The organism is Bradyrhizobium sp. SZCCHNRI2009, assembly GCF_032485115.1.
Classification (GTDB): Bacteria; Pseudomonadota; Alphaproteobacteria; order Rhizobiales; family Xanthobacteraceae; genus Bradyrhizobium.
Genome location: NZ_JAUEUH010000006.1, coordinates 1 through 14722, shown reverse-complemented (window position 1 = coordinate 14722; position 14722 = coordinate 1). Strand labels below are relative to the sequence as shown.

16 protein-coding genes and 1 pseudogene are annotated in these 14722 nt (G+C 66.4%); 6 read left to right on the top strand and 11 right to left on the bottom strand.

Translation table 11 applies throughout. From position 1 onward, the window contains the following. Positions 1–181 precede the first annotated feature (181 nt). From QX041_RS21290 to QX041_RS21280, 3 genes are read right to left on the bottom strand one after another with little or no spacing between them, the layout of a single operon-like run. The gene (locus QX041_RS21290; RefSeq protein WP_316166477.1) at positions 182–958 is read right to left on the bottom strand and encodes an ABC transporter ATP-binding protein; all 777 of its coding nucleotides are present in this window, start codon (positions 956–958) and stop codon (positions 182–184) included. 2 nt (positions 959–960) lie between these two features. Then, positions 961–1770, bottom strand: a complete 810-nt coding sequence (locus QX041_RS21285; protein ID WP_316166476.1) for an ABC transporter permease — start codon at positions 1768–1770, stop codon at positions 961–963. Position 1771: 1 nt separating this feature from the next. Next, positions 1772–2773, bottom strand: a complete 1002-nt coding sequence (locus QX041_RS21280; protein ID WP_316166654.1) for an ABC transporter substrate-binding protein — start codon at positions 2771–2773, stop codon at positions 1772–1774. Between the two features lie 204 nt (positions 2774–2977). On the opposite strand from QX041_RS21280, the gene QX041_RS21275 reads away from it, so the two are divergent. The 6 genes from QX041_RS21275 to QX041_RS21250 all read left to right on the top strand — a co-directional run bounded on the left by QX041_RS21275 (position 2978) and on the right by QX041_RS21250 (position 7773). Further along, complete coding sequence (locus QX041_RS21275) at positions 2978–3733, top strand: GntR family transcriptional regulator (RefSeq protein ID WP_315767808.1); 756 nt, start codon at positions 2978–2980, stop codon at positions 3731–3733. A 69-nt stretch (positions 3734–3802) separates the two neighbouring features. Then, positions 3803–4207, top strand: coding sequence for a DUF350 domain-containing protein (locus QX041_RS21270; RefSeq protein WP_315714024.1), 405 nt, complete (start codon positions 3803–3805; stop codon positions 4205–4207). A 2-nt stretch (positions 4208–4209) separates the two neighbouring features. Next, positions 4210–4602 carry a hypothetical protein gene (locus tag QX041_RS21265; RefSeq protein WP_315714023.1) on the top strand — a complete coding sequence of 131 codons (393 nt, stop codon included), beginning with the start codon at positions 4210–4212 and terminating at the stop codon, positions 4600–4602. Positions 4603–4941: 339 nt separating this feature from the next. Further along, positions 4942–6105, top strand: a complete 1164-nt coding sequence (locus QX041_RS21260) for a glutathionylspermidine synthase family protein (RefSeq protein ID WP_316166475.1) — start codon at positions 4942–4944, stop codon at positions 6103–6105. Between the two features lie 117 nt (positions 6106–6222). Continuing rightward, entirely contained in the window at positions 6223–6615 is a 393-nt protein-coding gene (locus QX041_RS21255; protein ID WP_315714020.1) for a hypothetical protein, read from the top strand. A 36-nt stretch (positions 6616–6651) separates the two neighbouring features. Then, positions 6652–7773, top strand: coding sequence for a DUF2252 family protein (locus QX041_RS21250; protein WP_315826146.1), 1122 nt, complete (start codon positions 6652–6654; stop codon positions 7771–7773). 13 nt (positions 7774–7786) lie between these two features. On the opposite strand, the gene QX041_RS21245 is transcribed toward QX041_RS21250, so the two are convergent. The 8 genes and pseudogenes from QX041_RS21245 to QX041_RS34400 all read right to left on the bottom strand — a co-directional run. Beyond that, the gene (locus QX041_RS21245; protein WP_316166474.1) at positions 7787–9274 is read right to left on the bottom strand and encodes an HWE histidine kinase domain-containing protein; all 1488 of its coding nucleotides are present in this window, start codon (positions 9272–9274) and stop codon (positions 7787–7789) included. Positions 9275–9285: 11 nt separating this feature from the next. Beyond that, a complete protein-coding gene (locus QX041_RS21240) occupies positions 9286–9582 on the bottom strand; it encodes a circadian clock KaiB family protein (protein WP_012046401.1) in 297 nt (98 codons plus the stop codon). Next, complete coding sequence (kaiC, locus tag QX041_RS21235) at positions 9579–11333, bottom strand: circadian clock protein KaiC (RefSeq protein ID WP_316166473.1); 1755 nt, start codon at positions 11331–11333, stop codon at positions 9579–9581. Before kaiC ends, QX041_RS21240 begins: the two co-directional genes overlap by 4 nt. Before the next feature lie 216 nt (positions 11334–11549). Further along, positions 11550–12419 (bottom strand): protein-glutamate O-methyltransferase CheR, encoded by an 870-nt coding sequence (locus tag QX041_RS21230; protein WP_315752677.1) that lies wholly within the window; start codon positions 12417–12419, stop codon positions 11550–11552. Then, complete coding sequence (locus QX041_RS21225) at positions 12416–13606, bottom strand: chemotaxis response regulator protein-glutamate methylesterase (protein WP_315714015.1); 1191 nt, start codon at positions 13604–13606, stop codon at positions 12416–12418. Before QX041_RS21225 ends, QX041_RS21230 begins: the two co-directional genes overlap by 4 nt. 74 nt (positions 13607–13680) lie before the next feature. Beyond that, the gene (locus QX041_RS21220; protein WP_006613312.1) at positions 13681–14046 is read right to left on the bottom strand and encodes a PleD family two-component system response regulator; all 366 of its coding nucleotides are present in this window, start codon (positions 14044–14046) and stop codon (positions 13681–13683) included. Positions 14047–14114: 68 nt separating this feature from the next. Beyond that, positions 14115–14585 (bottom strand): chemotaxis protein CheW, encoded by a 471-nt coding sequence (locus QX041_RS21215; RefSeq protein ID WP_315714012.1) that lies wholly within the window; start codon positions 14583–14585, stop codon positions 14115–14117. Between the two features lie 26 nt (positions 14586–14611). Further along, positions 14612–14722: pseudogene (locus QX041_RS34400) on the bottom strand (response regulator); the annotation flags it as partial.

The following is a 14722-nucleotide window of genomic DNA, read 5'->3' as shown; positions in this document are numbered from 1 at the left end:
GAGGCCGGATCGCATCGCAGATGCGATCCGGATGGGGGAACTCTATCCGCTCGGGCAGCGCGCCGTGCGGCGCCCCCACCCCAGCCCTCCCCCGCAAGCGGGAGAGGGGGCGCACTGCTGCCGTTGTGGCGAGGGCTTGACCTGAACATGCAGCGCTTGGGCGGGCGCGATTGAGCAGCAATCATGCACTCGCCCCCTGCTCCGCCCGCTCGCCACGCAACAACGCCAGGATATGCCGCTTCAACTCATTGAACTGCGGTGACGTGATATCACGCGGCCGCGGCAGATCGATCGGGATGATCTCGACGATGCGCCCCGGCCGTGCGCTCATCACCGCAACATGCGTGCCCAAGGTCAGCGCCTCGTCGATGCCATGGGTGACGAACACGATCGTGCCCTGGTGCTGCTGCCAGATCCGCACCAGCTCGGTCTGCATGTCCATGCGGGTCTGCTCGTCGAGCGCGCCGAACGGCTCGTCCATCAGGATCACTTGCGGGTTCATCAGCAGCGCCCGGGCGATGCCGACGCGCTGGTTCATGCCGCCCGACAGCTCGGACGGATAGTGGTTCTCGAAGCCGGTCAGCCCGACCATGTCGATATAGACCTGCGCCTTCGCCCGGCGCTCGGCCTTCTGGCCGCCGCCGAGCAAGAGATGAAAGGCGACGTTCTCCCACACCGGCAGCCACGGCATCAGATTGGCGTGCTGGAACACGACGCCGCGATCGGCGCCGGGCGTGGTCACCGGCCGGCCGTCGACGGTGATGTTGCCGGCGCTCGGCTTCTCGAAGCCGGCAATCATGTTGAGCAATGTCGACTTGCCGCAGCCGGAGGGACCGAGCAGGCAGACGAGCTCGTTGCGCGCAATGGACAGATTGATGTCGGCGAGCGCGGTGACGTCGGCGTTGCGCTTCTTGTCGGTGAAGATTTTGGAGACGCCGGAGATCTCGATCGTGGCCATCGTCATTCTCCGCCACGAAGCGTGGTGTTGCGCTGCCAGTGCAGCACACGAGCCATCACAAAGCGGATGGCGAGATCGCTGCAGAAGCCGAGCAGGCCGATGCTCGCCATCGCCGCCAACACCAGATCGTAGCGCAGGAAGTAATAGGAATCCCACAGCACGTAGCCGAGCCCGCTCTTCACCGCGACCATCTCGGCCGTCACCGTCAGCATCCAGGCCGAGCCGATGCCGATGCGCAGGCCGGCGAAGATGCTCGGCATCGCCGCCGGCACAACGATGTAGCGCAGCAGCTTGCGCTCGCTGCCGCCGACCATGGCGCCGGCGCGAATGAGATTGCGGTCGCAGGTCTTCACGCCGTGGATGGTGTTGAGCAGGATCGGAAAGAACGCGCCGAGAAACACCAGGAAGATCGCCGGCTTGTTGGCGATGCCGAACCAGATGATGGCGAGCGGGATCCACGACACCGGCGGGATCGGCCGCAGCATCTGAAGCGTCGGCTCGATCACGATCTCTATCTTGCGCGACCAGCCGATGGCGACTCCGAGCGAGACGCCGAGCACGGTGGCAATCGCAAAGCCGGCGGCAACGCGCGACAGGCTCGCCAGCATGTCGGCGAGCCAATGGCCGCTGTAGGTCTGGGTGTTGCCGTCGGTGCCGACCAGCCAGTCCGCCCATGCCCACACGACCGTCGACGGCGCCGGCAGCAGGGCCGCCGGCAGCGCGCCGGAGCGCGAGAACGCCTCCCAGCCGGCGAGCACGAGCACCGGGACAATATAGCGGTCGAGCTTCCTGAGCTGGGCGAGCGCCGTCATCTCAGTAGCCGAGCTCGGTCTTCGGCTTGCCCGTGGCCGCTTCCAGGAAGCGGTAGTCGAGGCTCTTCTCGACGGCGGCCGTGACGTCCGAGTTGATGTATTTCAGGTCGCGCATCATCGTGGCGATGGCGAGCGCCGAGGCACGGTACATCTTCGGGTCGGGATCGAGGTTCTCGACCGCGCCGGTCGCGATCGCCTTGTCGAGGCCGGTGATCTTGGAGATGACCTCGATCAGCGCCGGCTTGTCGGCGGCAATGTGCGCATCGACCTTGACGACCGCGCGCACCACACCCTCCAGCGCCTTCGGGTTGGACGCGATGACGTCGGAGCGGGTCAGGATCAGATTGGTCAGCTTGCCGGCGGCCTGGTCATAGGGGAAACCGAAGAACTTCGCCGCCTTGGCCTGCATGATCTGGGTGGCGAACGGCTCGACGGTGCAGATCAGCTCGACCTCGCCGCGGCGCAGCGCCTGCAGATGGTCGGACGGATTGGGGATGTTGACGAACTGCACGTCCTTGTTGATGTCGATGCCCTGCTTGGCGAAGGCGCCGCGCATGTGGATGTCCTGCGCATTGCCGCGCGAGGCGGCGACGCGGAACGGCTTTCCGTCGGCCTTGTATTTGGCGATGAGCGCCTTCAGCGCGCTCCAATCGCCCGGCGCGACCTCGAGATCATTGCCGAGCAGGATCGCCGAGCCGCCATTGACCTGGCCGGAGATCGCGACCACGTCGAAGCCTTTGTCGAGCGCGATGGCGTAATGCAGATAGGTCACCTGCGCGACGTCGATGTTCTTCGAGACCAGCGCGGTCAGCGCATCGGTGCCGGTGTTGAAGCTGACGGCATCGATCGCGACGCCTTCGGCGAACTGCGGCGTCAGCGACATCGGCGTGCAGTGCGCGCATTTGGCGTAGCCGAGTTTGATCTTGGCGGCGTCGTCGGCGAAGCTGAGCGAGGGCAGCGCGAGCAGGGCGAGAATGAGCAGCACGAAACGTTTCACATCCATCTCCAGGGCAGGTCGATCCACGGGCTTGTCTCTCATGGCTTGTGCTCTCATCAGCAAGCGACATGCCAACTGGATGCGATATGCAATGTTGCTTTTATACAATAAAATCAGTATTTAATGACCATCAAATCTTGAAGGACCTGCCTGATCCGCGGGCGCATCGCCCGAATTTCAGGCATCTCGCAGCGGAGCAGCCGCGCCCACATGACCCCACCAGCACCCCGGCCCAGACTGAAGACGCGCTTCAAGCCGGCGCGGCTGAAGCTGTCGTCCGACCACTCCAAGCGGCCGCTCGAGCGGCTGTCGCTGCACGATCAGGTCGTCGCCAGGGTGCGCGAGATGATCGTGGACGGCGAGCTCGCCGCCGGCGCTGCCTTGCCCGAGCGCATGCTATGCGAGACTTTCGGCGTGTCGCGCACGCCGCTGCGCGAGGCATTCAAGATCCTCGCCGCCGAGGGCCTCATCGAGCTGCGGCCGCATCGCACGCCCGTGGTGGCGCCGATCGACGCCCGCGAGATCGCCGAGATCTTCGACGTGATGGTGTCGCTCGATGCCGCCGCGGGCCGCGCCGCGGCCGCGCGTGCGACGGCGGACGACCTCGCCAGGCTTGACGCCATGCATGCCGAGCTGGTGGCGCTGCATCGTGCCGCCGAGCGCGCCGCCTATTTCCGGCTCAACCAGCAGATCCATGCCGAGATCACCAAGCTCGCCGGCAACGCCGTGCTGCTCAACATGTGGGGCACGCTGCACGCGAGCGTCTTCCGCGCCCGCGCCGTGGCCAATTACGATGCGCGGCGCTGGGACGAGTCGATCCGGGAGCACGAGGCCTTCATGGCGTTGCTGCGGGCCCGAGACGGCGACGGCTTCGCGCAGGCGCTCTCCGAGCACACCCGCAAGACCGGGGATTCGGTGCTGCAGATGCTGGACCAGGCCAGCCAGGAACTGGCGAAGGGCGGATAGACTTTGTTCACGTCGAACCGGGCATGCTGGCATCGCGACAGATGAGAGCTCCACACGCTTGGCCTGATCATGATCCTGCAATCGCTCGCCGGCCTGCCGGCCTTTCTGGTGTACTTCTGTACCGCGCTGGCCGCGGTGACGGCTTACCTGTTCGTCTACACCCGCGTCACGCCCTACAATGAATTCCAGCTGATCCGGGACAATCACCCCTCGGCCGCGATCGCGCTCGGCCTCAGCCTGCTCGGCTTCACCCTGCCGCTGGTCAGCGCCATCGCCCATTCCGCCAACGTGCTGGACTGCCTGGTCTGGGCGCTGGTCGCGCTGATCGTCCAGGTGATCGTCTATTACCTCGTCCGCATCCCGGTGCCGGATCTCGCCCAGCGCATCGTCGCCGGCGAGCTGGCTTCGGCGATCTGGCTCGGTCTCGCGTCGCTCTCGGCCGGCGCGCTGAACGCCGCCTCGATGATCATCTGACCATGGCCGAGCAACGCCGCGAATTCGGCAAGCGCCGGCCGATGCCGCCCCCGCCCGCGACGCCGCCGGTGAAGCGCTCCGGCCATGTCGCGCTGCTCTTGATGGGCACGCTCGCCGTCGGCAGCACTGCCTATGCGCTGATGCCGCGGCAGCAGAGCTGCCCGCAGCCAGGCGCCGAGACGCCGACCATGGCCGGCCAGCCGCAGACGGGCGAATGCACGACGCGCCGCTCGAGCGGCGGTGGCGGCGGCAGCGGCTCCGGCCGCTGGGGATTTTCCAGCGGCGACAGCGATTCCAGAAGCAGCGGATCGAGCCATGTCGCCGAGGCCTCCTCCGCACATGTCTCGCGCGGCGGCTTTGGCTCGTTCGGACACGGCTTCGGAGGCGGCGGCTGATTTTCGTCGCGCCGGCGCCGTGAAAACACCGCGTTCATGCTGTTATCTCGGATTCGGATCTTTGACACAGACTCAAAATCATAAAAAACTGGCCTACCTACTGATCGGAAGCGATCCGATGCAATGTCGGCACCTGATGGTGCCGGCGACGATGAGGGCTGCGGCGACCGCCGCCGCCTCGCAGCAATCTGCTGGCAGGCGATCGCGTGGTCGCCGGCGCGGGATGGCGCCGGGACCGCGCGGACGTGATCATGGCCGCATCATTGATGGCGGCCGCGGTCGTGCTGCGCCCTGTTGCCACGGGCACGGCTTGTTCGCTGCTGCCTTAGGCTGACGCCGATGCAGCGCATCCCCTGTCCCGAACGTGACGACTGGCGCGAGACCGCGGCACGATGCGGATTCGACTTCTACGAACTCGACGGCGAGCGCTATTGGGACGAGCGCGCCTACTACGCATTCACGATCGCCGAGATCGAGCTCGGCATCGAGGAGCCGACGGCCGAGCTCGAGCAGATGTGCCTCGCGCTGGTCGCGCGCGTCGTCGGTGACGAGGCGCTGCTGCGCCGGCTGAAGATCCCGCAAGCGGTCTGGCCGCTGCTGGCGGAGAGCTGGCGCCGGAGGGACGGCAGCCTCTATGGGCGGTTCGACCTCAGCTATCAGGGCGGCCGTACGCCAGCGAAGCTGCTCGAATACAACGCCGACACGCCGACGTCGATCTTCGAGGCCGCGGTCTTCCAATGGACGTGGCTCGAGCAGGCGATCGAGCGCCGCATTCTGCCGGGGCGCGCGGACCAGTACAACTCGATCCATGAGCGCCTGATCGAACGCTGGCGCGCCCTCGGCAAGCGGCGCCGCGTGCATCTGGCCGGGCTGACCGCCAACGCCGAGGACGCCACGACCCTGGCCTATCTGGCCGACACGGCTGCCCAAGCGGGCCTGTCGACAACCATCCTTGACGTCGCCGACATCGGCTGGCGCGAGAGCGGCGGCGGCTTCGTCGATCTCGAGGACGGCGACATCGCGCTCGCCTTCAAGTTGTATCCCTGGGAATGGATGTTTCGCGATGCGTTCGGCGTCAAGCTCGCGCAGGCGCCGACGCAATGGATCGAGCCGCCGTGGAAGGCCATCCTGTCCAACAAGGGCATCCTGCCCCTGCTCTGGCAGATGCACGAAGGCCATCCGAACCTGCTGCCGGCCTATTTCGAGGACGATCCGAAGGCCGCCGGCCTCGGCCCGAGCTTCGTGCGCAAGCCGATCTACTCGCGCGAGGGCGCCAATGTCAGCCTGGTGTCCGACGGCGTCGCCGTCTCTACGCAGGAGGGTCCCTACGGCGCCGAAGGCTTCATCCGCCAGGCGCCGGCGCCGCTGCCGGATTTCGGCGGTGTGTTCCCGGTGATCGGCAGCTGGCTCGTCGACCATCAGCCCTGCGGCCTGTCGATCCGCGAAGACACGAGCCCGATCACGGGCAACCGCTCGCGCTTTTTGCCGCACGCAATCCTGTAGGATATTAACGACCGCCGACGAAAACGCCTCGACACGCCGGTCGAGAGGATTAGATAGACCGAGGGTGAACTCCCTGCGCGATGGGCGCGCATGACCGGGACATGACCGGGACGAGGCATGGCGACGGACAAACCCGAACTCGAAGGCTTGCGTATCCTGGTCGCCGAGGACGAGGGCCTGATCGCGCTCGAGCTGGAAACGGTGTTGCAGGGATTCGGCTGCGAGGTGGTTGGTCCCGTCTCGCGCGTCGGCGACGTGCTGCGCGAGGCCGAGCGCGGCGGCCTGGACGGCGCGCTGCTCGACGTCAACCTGCGCGGCGAGCAGATCTTCGCCGTCCTGCCGCAGCTGATCGCGCGCGAGCTCAAGATCGTGATCACCTCCGGCTATGACGATGCGACGCTGTTTCCGCCGGAGTTCCGCAGCCTGGCCCGGCTCGCCAAGCCGTTCGACGAGCGCGCGCTGCGCGCGATGTGCGAGGCCACGTTCGTTCGGCGTCAACGCAACTCATAACGCCTCGCTCACGCCCGGCGCATCGGGAGGCATCGCGTGTCCATCATCGAAGATACCGCGGCCTACGAGGCCTGGCTTCGCAGCCAATGCAAAGTGGTCGAGGACGACCTTCTCGCCAAGCACCAGCGGATGCGAAAGTCTCCGTTCGCCCTGCTGCGCGCCACCTATTATCGCTGGGCGCGGCGCATCGAGGAGATCTGCCCGGAGCTGGCCGAGGCGCCGGTCGCGCTGTGCGTCGGCGACATCCATCTGGAGAATTTCGGCACGTGGCGTGATGCCGACGGGCGCTGGGTGTGGGGCGTCAACGATTTCGACGAGGCTGCGAGGATGCCCTACGCCTTCGATCTGGTCCGGCTCACGACCAGCATCGAGCTCGCGCCCGACATGGCAATCGACAGCCGCGACGCCGCAGACGCGATCCTCCAAGGCTATCGCGACGGTCTCAAACACCCGCGGCCGGCGCTGCTCGACGAACACGAGATCTGGATCAGGCCCTACGTCAAATGCTCGGATGATTGCCGCCGCGCGTTCTGGGAGGAGATCAACGGCCTCGCGGCCGCCGATGCGATTCCATCCGCGGTGCGGAAGCTGCTCACCGCCAGCCTTCCGGAGCAGGCGAAGAATGCCGCATTCTTCCATCGCTTCGCCGGCGGCGGCAGCCGCGGACGTCCGCGCTACGTCGTCGTCGCGACATGGCGCGGCGGCCGCGTCGTCCGCGAGGCCAAGGCGCTGGTCCCTTCGGCCTGGACCTGGGCCAAGAACAGGACGAAGGGCAGGATGCAACCAAAGCCGGCGCCGCCGCACAGATTCGTCGAGCTGTCGACCGGGACCTATCGCGCGCCCGATCCATTCCTGCACGTTCACAGAACCAATGACGGGGACTACGTGGTCCGACGCCTGTCGGCGGATTCACGCAAGATCGATCTCGGCGAGGAAGCCGGCGCCGATCTCAAGCTGGAGCTTCTGCGCGGCATGGGCACCGACCTCGCCTCCATCCATGCCGCCGACCGCCGCGCCGGCGCCGGGATCGCGGCGGACCTGAAGCAGCGCGGTTCAGGCTGGCTGCGCCGAGCAGCGCGCGCCGCGCGTGAGGCGACGGAAAGGGACCACGACGTCTGGCGCCGCAAGGCGGCACGCTCCGTTCCGATCGCGCGCTGAGGCGGGCATCCGATCAGTCCGGCTGCACGGCCGATGCCGGCAGATGCTCGGGGGTCGTCTCCGCGGTCAGCGCAAAGGTCAGCGAGCAGCGAATGCCCGCGGGCTCGAAGTCGAGCAGGGCTTCGCCCTCGAGATCGAAGCGGACGACGCGGTCGATCAGCGTGGTGCCGAAGCCGCGCCCGCCGCCGCCTTCGATCAGCGGTCCGCCGCGCTCGAGCCAGACCAGCTCCAGCCGGCGGCCATCGTCGCGCAGGCGCCAGGAGATCGTGACCTGGCCGTGGGAGGCGGACAACGCGCCATATTTGGAGGCGTTGGTCGCAAGCTCGTGCAGCACCATCGAAAGCGGCAGCACCAGCCGTGCCTCCAGCAGCACCGGAGGGCCGTCGATGGCGATCCGCCCTTCGCCGATGCCGTAGGGCGCCAGCACGGTGGTGAGCAGTTCGTTCAGTCCGATGCCGATCCAACGGGTCTGCGTCAGGATGTCATGCGCGATCGAGACCGCCTGGATGCGCCCGGAGAACGCCTTGTTGAAGGCCGGCAGCGACGGTGAGGTCCGCAAGGTCTGCCCCGCCACCGACTGCACGATCGCCAGGATGTTCTTCACCCGGTGATTGAGCTCGGCGACCAGCACGGTCTGCTGCTCTTCCGCGCGCTTGCGTTCGGTGATGTCGGTCAGGGTGACGATCGAGCCGACCGTCTCCTTGAGATCGTTCACCAGGGGCCCGCCGGACAGCAGGAACGACCGCCCCGACGCCTGCGCGTTGCGCAAGGCGACCTCGACGCCATGGAAGGGCTTGGTCGCCAGCGCCTGATCAAGGCTCTCGCGCGAGAAGCGCGTCAACGTGCCTCGCTGGCTGGCGCTCTGCCCATCGAGCGGGAACGCCTCAGAAAACAACTGGCCGACCGGCGGTCGTTCCGCGAGCTGCTCCGCGACCCAGCTCGCATGGGTGATCCGGCCGTCGAGCGCCAGCACCACGACCGCATCGGTCGCCTGCTCCAGGATCGAGCGCGCAAAGCGCTCGGCATTGGCGACCTCCTCGGCGCGCCGCTGAATCGACATGTCGGTCAGCGTCACGAGCGTGGCCACCACGCCGCCCATCGCCATCTGGCGCATCCACACCGACACCGGCAGCTGGCCGCCGTCAGCGCGGCACAGTTGAGCGTCGGTTGCCGCATCGTCGGCGCGCTGCTCGGGCACCGCTCCCGCAAACAGCGAGGCAAAGCTGCGTCCCACCAATTGCTGTACGCCGAGGCCGGTCAGCGCGCACAGCCTGGAATTGACATAGACGATGCAGCCGTCGGCATCGAGCGTCAGCGCGCCGTCGCTCATGCGCTCGACCAGAACATGATAGGGCGCGTCCGCGCCCTGCAGCATGATGACCTGGGGTCCGGCCGGGCCCTGCACCACCACGGCATCGACGTTGCCGCGATGAATGGCCTCGACCGTCTCCTCCGCCTCGTTACGCGGCCGTCCCGCCTGCATCGCGTCTGTTGATGCCACGCGTCCTCCGTTCAGCTCGGTGCGATGTCCAGACCAACCAGCACCTTCTCCGCATTGGAGAGATCGCCGATGATTCGCTTGAGGGGCTCGGGCAGTTGACGGATCAAGGTCGGGATTGCGACGATCTGATCTCGTTGTGCGAGGGCCGGATCCTTCATCAGGTCGATCACCTCGATCGTGTAGCGGCCCGGCAGATGCGTCTCGCACAGCTTCTTGAGGTTGGCGAGCGCCGCCAGCGATTTCGGCGTCTGACCGGCGACATAGAGCCGGAGATTGTAGCCATCCTGTTCCATCGGAGCCGCCGTCATTTGCTGGATGTCAGCGGGTTGGCTGGGGAGCTCGGACGAGGCCTGGACGAGCGGCTCTCGATCTGCGCGAGGCGAGCGGCTGCGCGCTGATCCTCGCGGGCAGCGCCTTCCAGATTGATGAGCTCCATCTCGCTCTCCTCGTTGGCCAGCTGAGCCTTGAGCGTTTCGATCTGAGCCGCGAGGTCGCGGCGGCGACGTTCGATCTCGCGCGCGCGTCGTTCCGTATCCTGCATGCGCAGCAGGCGCTCGACGCGATCTCTCGCCTCCTGCGCCACCCTGGCCGATCCCGTGAGCACGCCCTCCGGGCCGACATAGACCTCGCGCAGCGAGATGCCGTCGGCACTCATCAGGAATTCGCGGACCTGGTTGGAATGCGCCATGCCGCGCGACTTCAGCAGATAGAGCTGGCGGTTGTGCTCGCCGTTGCTCTCGCGATTGTAGAGCAGCAGCCAGGTGTCGGTGAGCGACGAGATCTGCATCTCCGTGGTCGCCGTCTCCGCGCTGCCGGCGCCGAGATTGGTGAACAGCGCCGTGACGCCGCGCGCCTTCAGGAAATCGATGAGGCGCAACGTCATCGAATGCACGTCGCCGGCAATGCCGGCGCCCATGAGCGCCGAGATGGGATCGACCACGACGGCGGCGGGATCGAACTCCTTGACCTCGCGATGCATGGCGGCGAGATGCGTTTCCAGTCCGTACAGATTGGGGCGCCGGGCCGAGAACCGCAGCAGGCCGCGATCGACCCATTGCTGCAGGTCGAGACCGACCGACTTCATGTTGCGGATGATCTGCTGCGGGGATTCCTCCAGCGCGAAATAGATGCAGCGTTGCCCGCTCTTGCAGATCGAATTGGCGAAGTGTGCCGACACCGTCGACTTGCCCGAGCCGGCCATGCCCGAGATCAGGATGCTCGACCCTTTGTAGTAGCCCTGGCCTTCGAGCATGTCGTCGAGATCGGCAATGCCGGTGGAGACCCGCTCCGTCCACGCATCATGCGCGAGCCCCGACGAGGTGATCGGCATCACCGTGATGCCTTCCTGGTCGATGATGAAGGGGTATTCGTTGGTGCCATGCGCCGTGCCGCGATACTTCACGACGCGCAGCCGGCGGGTCGAGAGCTGATCGTGCACGCGGTTGTCGAGCAGGATGACGCAGTCGGCGACGTATTCCTCGAGGCCGTAGCGCGTCAGCGTACCATCACCGCGCTCGCCGGTGATGATGGCGGTGACGCCCTTGCTCTTCAGCCATTCGAACAGCCGGCGCAACTCGGAGCGCAGCACCGCCTGATTGTCGAGGCCGCCGAACAGGGTCTCGATCGTATCGATCACGACGCGCTTGGCGCCGATCGAATCGATCGCGAAGCCGATGCGGATGAACAGGCCGTCGAGATCGTAGTCGCCGGCCTCCTCGATCTCGTTGCGATCGAGATGGATGTGATCGACCACGATCTTCTTCTGCTCGATCAGCCTATCGATGTCGTAGCTGAGCGAGCCGACGTTCTTGATCAGGTCCTCGGGCTGCTCCTCGAACGCGATGAACACGCCCGGCTCGTCGTAGGCGACCGCGCCATTGTAGAGAAACGTCATCGCAAACAACGTCTTGCCGCAACCGGCCGCGCCGCACAGCAGCGTCGGCCGCCCTTGCGGCAGGCCACCGAAGGTGACCTCGTCGAGGCCGTCGATCCCGGTCGGCGATTTGGCGATGACAGGGAGATCCCGCGTCACGATTCGAGGACGCACACTCGTTTTCATCCAATCCCCCGCCACCAATTCAACACGCGTGAGTCCACACCAAGGCGTGAATAGACGCGTCAGGAACCGAAAAGTTCCATGGGTCGGCGAGATTTGCTTCGGAAGGAGGCTGCGGGCGCAGAAAGGACCGGCCGCCCACGCGGGACGGACGCACGCGGGACGGAACGGCCGACCGCCCGACCGGCGCCCCCCGGTCACAGACGGCTCCGGCCGGCGTCAGCGCGCCGCGACCACCTTGAGGCCGGGCAGCAGCGCCGCGCCGCCGCGCGGGCTGCGCACCGGATTGATCTGGTACAGACCCCGCCGCTCCTGGTTGGGCCGGAACGCGTCGGTGATGCCGACGACCGATTCGGCGGCTCCCAGCAACAGCGTGCCGTCCGGCTCCATCACCTTGGCCATTCGCTCGAAGATCGAGGCCTTGGTCTCCTGATCGAAATAGATCAGCACGTTGCGGCAGAAGATGATGTCGAACTTGCCGAGATGCGAGAAGTCCTGCAGCAGATTGAGCTGGCGATGCTGGACCATGCCGCGGATGTCGGCACTGAGCTGCCAGAGCTCGCCGAGCTGCGTGAAATATTTCACCAGCAGCTGGATCGGCAATCCACGCTGCACCTCGAACTGGCTGTAGAGGCCGGCCTTCGATTTCTCCAGCACCTCCTGCGACAGGTCGGTGGCAACGATCTCGATGCGCCAGCCCGCCAGAGCGGGACCGAATTCGCGCAGGCACATCGCGATCGAATACGGCTCCTGTCCGGTCGAGCAGGCGGCCGACCAGATGCGCAGGGAACGACGATTGGCGCGCGACTGGATCAGCGCCGGCAGGATGCCCTCACGGAGATGATCGAACGGAATCTTGTCGCGAAAGAAGAACGTCTCGTTGGTGGTCATCGCCTCGACCACCTGCGTCGTGAGCTGCTCCGCGCCGCTCTTGATCTTCTGCACCAGCTCCGTGATGCCCGGCAGGTTGGAGCGGCGGGCCAGCGGCAGCAACCGGCTTTCGACCAGGTACTGCTTATCGGCCGACAGATCGAGGCCGGAGCGATCCTTCAGGACCTTACGCAAGAACTCATAGTCCAGGGGTGTCACGAACGGTCTCCAGCAAACAGACGAACCAGCTTCGGTCCAATCTGATTCAAGGGAAGGACGGCCGCGCAGATGCCGGCATTGGCTGCTGCGCCCGGCATGCCCCAGACCACGCTGGTCGCCTCGTCCTGCGCGATCACGCTGCCGCCGGCGGCGACGATGTCCTTGCCGCCGCGCATGCCGTCGGATCCCATGCCGGTCAGGATCACGGCCAGGGTCGAGCCCTGCCAGACCTCGATCGCCGACATGAACAAGGGATCGACGGCGGGCTTGCAGAAATTGACCGGAGGACCGTTGTCCAGCGCGATCACCACATCGGCGCCATGGCGCGCCACACGCATGTGGCGGCCGCCGGGGGCAAGGTAGATCTGACCCGGCTTCACCACTTCACCGTCGACGGCCTCATGGGCCGGCCTGCGGCTCGAGCGCGCCAGATGCTCGGCGAGGATGGTGGTGAAGGTCGGCGGCATATGCTGGGTGATCAGCACCGGAAAGCGGTCGATCACGGGACCGAGCTCGGTCACCAGCGACATCAGCGCCTGCGGGCCGCCGGTCGACGATCCGATCAGCAGCACCTTCGGCATCTGCGTGCTGAAGGAGCGGCGCGCCAGCTGGGTCGGCGCGGCGGGCGCCACGGGAGCGACCATCGGCCGCGCCGTTGACGCAGGCCGGAGCCCCTGGACTTGCGGGACGATCGGCGAGGCGGCCGGCGCATGCGGGGCGGGAGCGGCGCGGCGCGCCTTGGCGCCGAGATTGCGGATCTTCTGAATCAAATCGTAGTGGAAATTGTCGGCCGCCGACGCCTCGCGCGTGCTCTCGGGTTTCGGAATGTAGTCGGCCGCGCCGAGCGACAGCGCCTTGAAGCTGATCTCCGCGTTGCGGCGGGTCAGCGTCGACGCCATGATGACGGCGAGGTTCTTCTTCTTGGCAAGCAGCTTCGGCAGGGCGGCGATGCCGTCGAGCTCGGGCATCTCGATGTCGAGCACGGCGACGTCGGGATTGACGCGATCGATCTGGTTCACGGCTTCGAGGCCCGTGCGCAGCGACGCCGCCACGACCATGTCGGGCTCAGACGCGATCCAGCGCGAGATCATGCCGCGAATGACCACGGAATCGTCCACGACCATCACGCGGAGAGGTTCCTGCCTGGTCGAACTTGGGATCGAAGAACTGGCCAACGCGACGCTCATAGTTCACCAACAGGACAGAGGCACGGGGTGACGGCAAGCCCGGACGACCACGGGACCGACGCACGCGACGGAGATCAGATCAGCCCGACTTCCTGAAACTTCGCCGTCACGATGTCCTTGTCGAAGGGCTTCATGATGTACTCGTTGGCGCCGGCGTGCAGCGCGCGCGCGATGTGCGCGACATCGTTCTCGGTCGTGCAGAACACCACCTTCGGCGCGTCGCCGCCGGGCATGCGCCGGAGATTGCCGAGGAACTCGTAGCCGTCCATGACGGGCATGTTCCAGTCGAGCAGCACCGCATCCGGGAGGCCCCGCTTGCAGATCTCCAGCGCCTGCTCGCCGTCCTCCGCTTCCACGATCTGGAAATCCAGACCTTCCAGAATGCGTCGCGCCACCTTTCGAATGACGCTGGAATCGTCAACTACCAGACACGTTCTCATATCAGCCTCACGAGATCAGGATCCAATGCAACGACGCATGATGCGCCGCTGCCCGCACGTTGCAGTGTTCAGGCCGCCATCTTGTCGGCGGCGAGCTCGAGCACGCGATCGACGTCGAGAATGACCATCAGCTGGCCGTCGAGGCGGTGCACGCCGCCGGCAAGCTTCGCCATGCGCGGGTCGAGATTGACGGGGTTCTCCTCCCGGCCCTCCTCGGGCAGCCGCAGCACCTCGCCGATCTGGTCGATCAGGAGACCGTAGGACTCGCCGCGCAGATCGACGCCGACCGCCATCGGCGGCTTGCCGTCCTCGGCGCGGGCAAGGCCGAGCCGCGCCCGCATGTCGACGACGGTCACGATGCGGCCGCGCAGGTTCAGGACCCCGGCGATCTCCGCCGATGACAGCGGCACCCGCGTCACCCGCTCCGGCATGAACACGTCCTGTACCCGGGAGATCGGCAGGCCGAACAGCTGGCCGCCGATCATCGCAGTGACGTATTCGACGGCGGCGCCCTCGGTGGTTTCGATCTTGCTGCTCATCGCACGCTACTCCTGTCCGCTTGCTGTCACGCGGCCCGCCGGTTGGCTTCGGCGCGGGCCCGTTCCTCGATCTGTTCCTTCAGCGCCGCGATCAGGCCGGGCCGGTCGAACTTGGCGATGTAGTCGTAGAGGCCCGC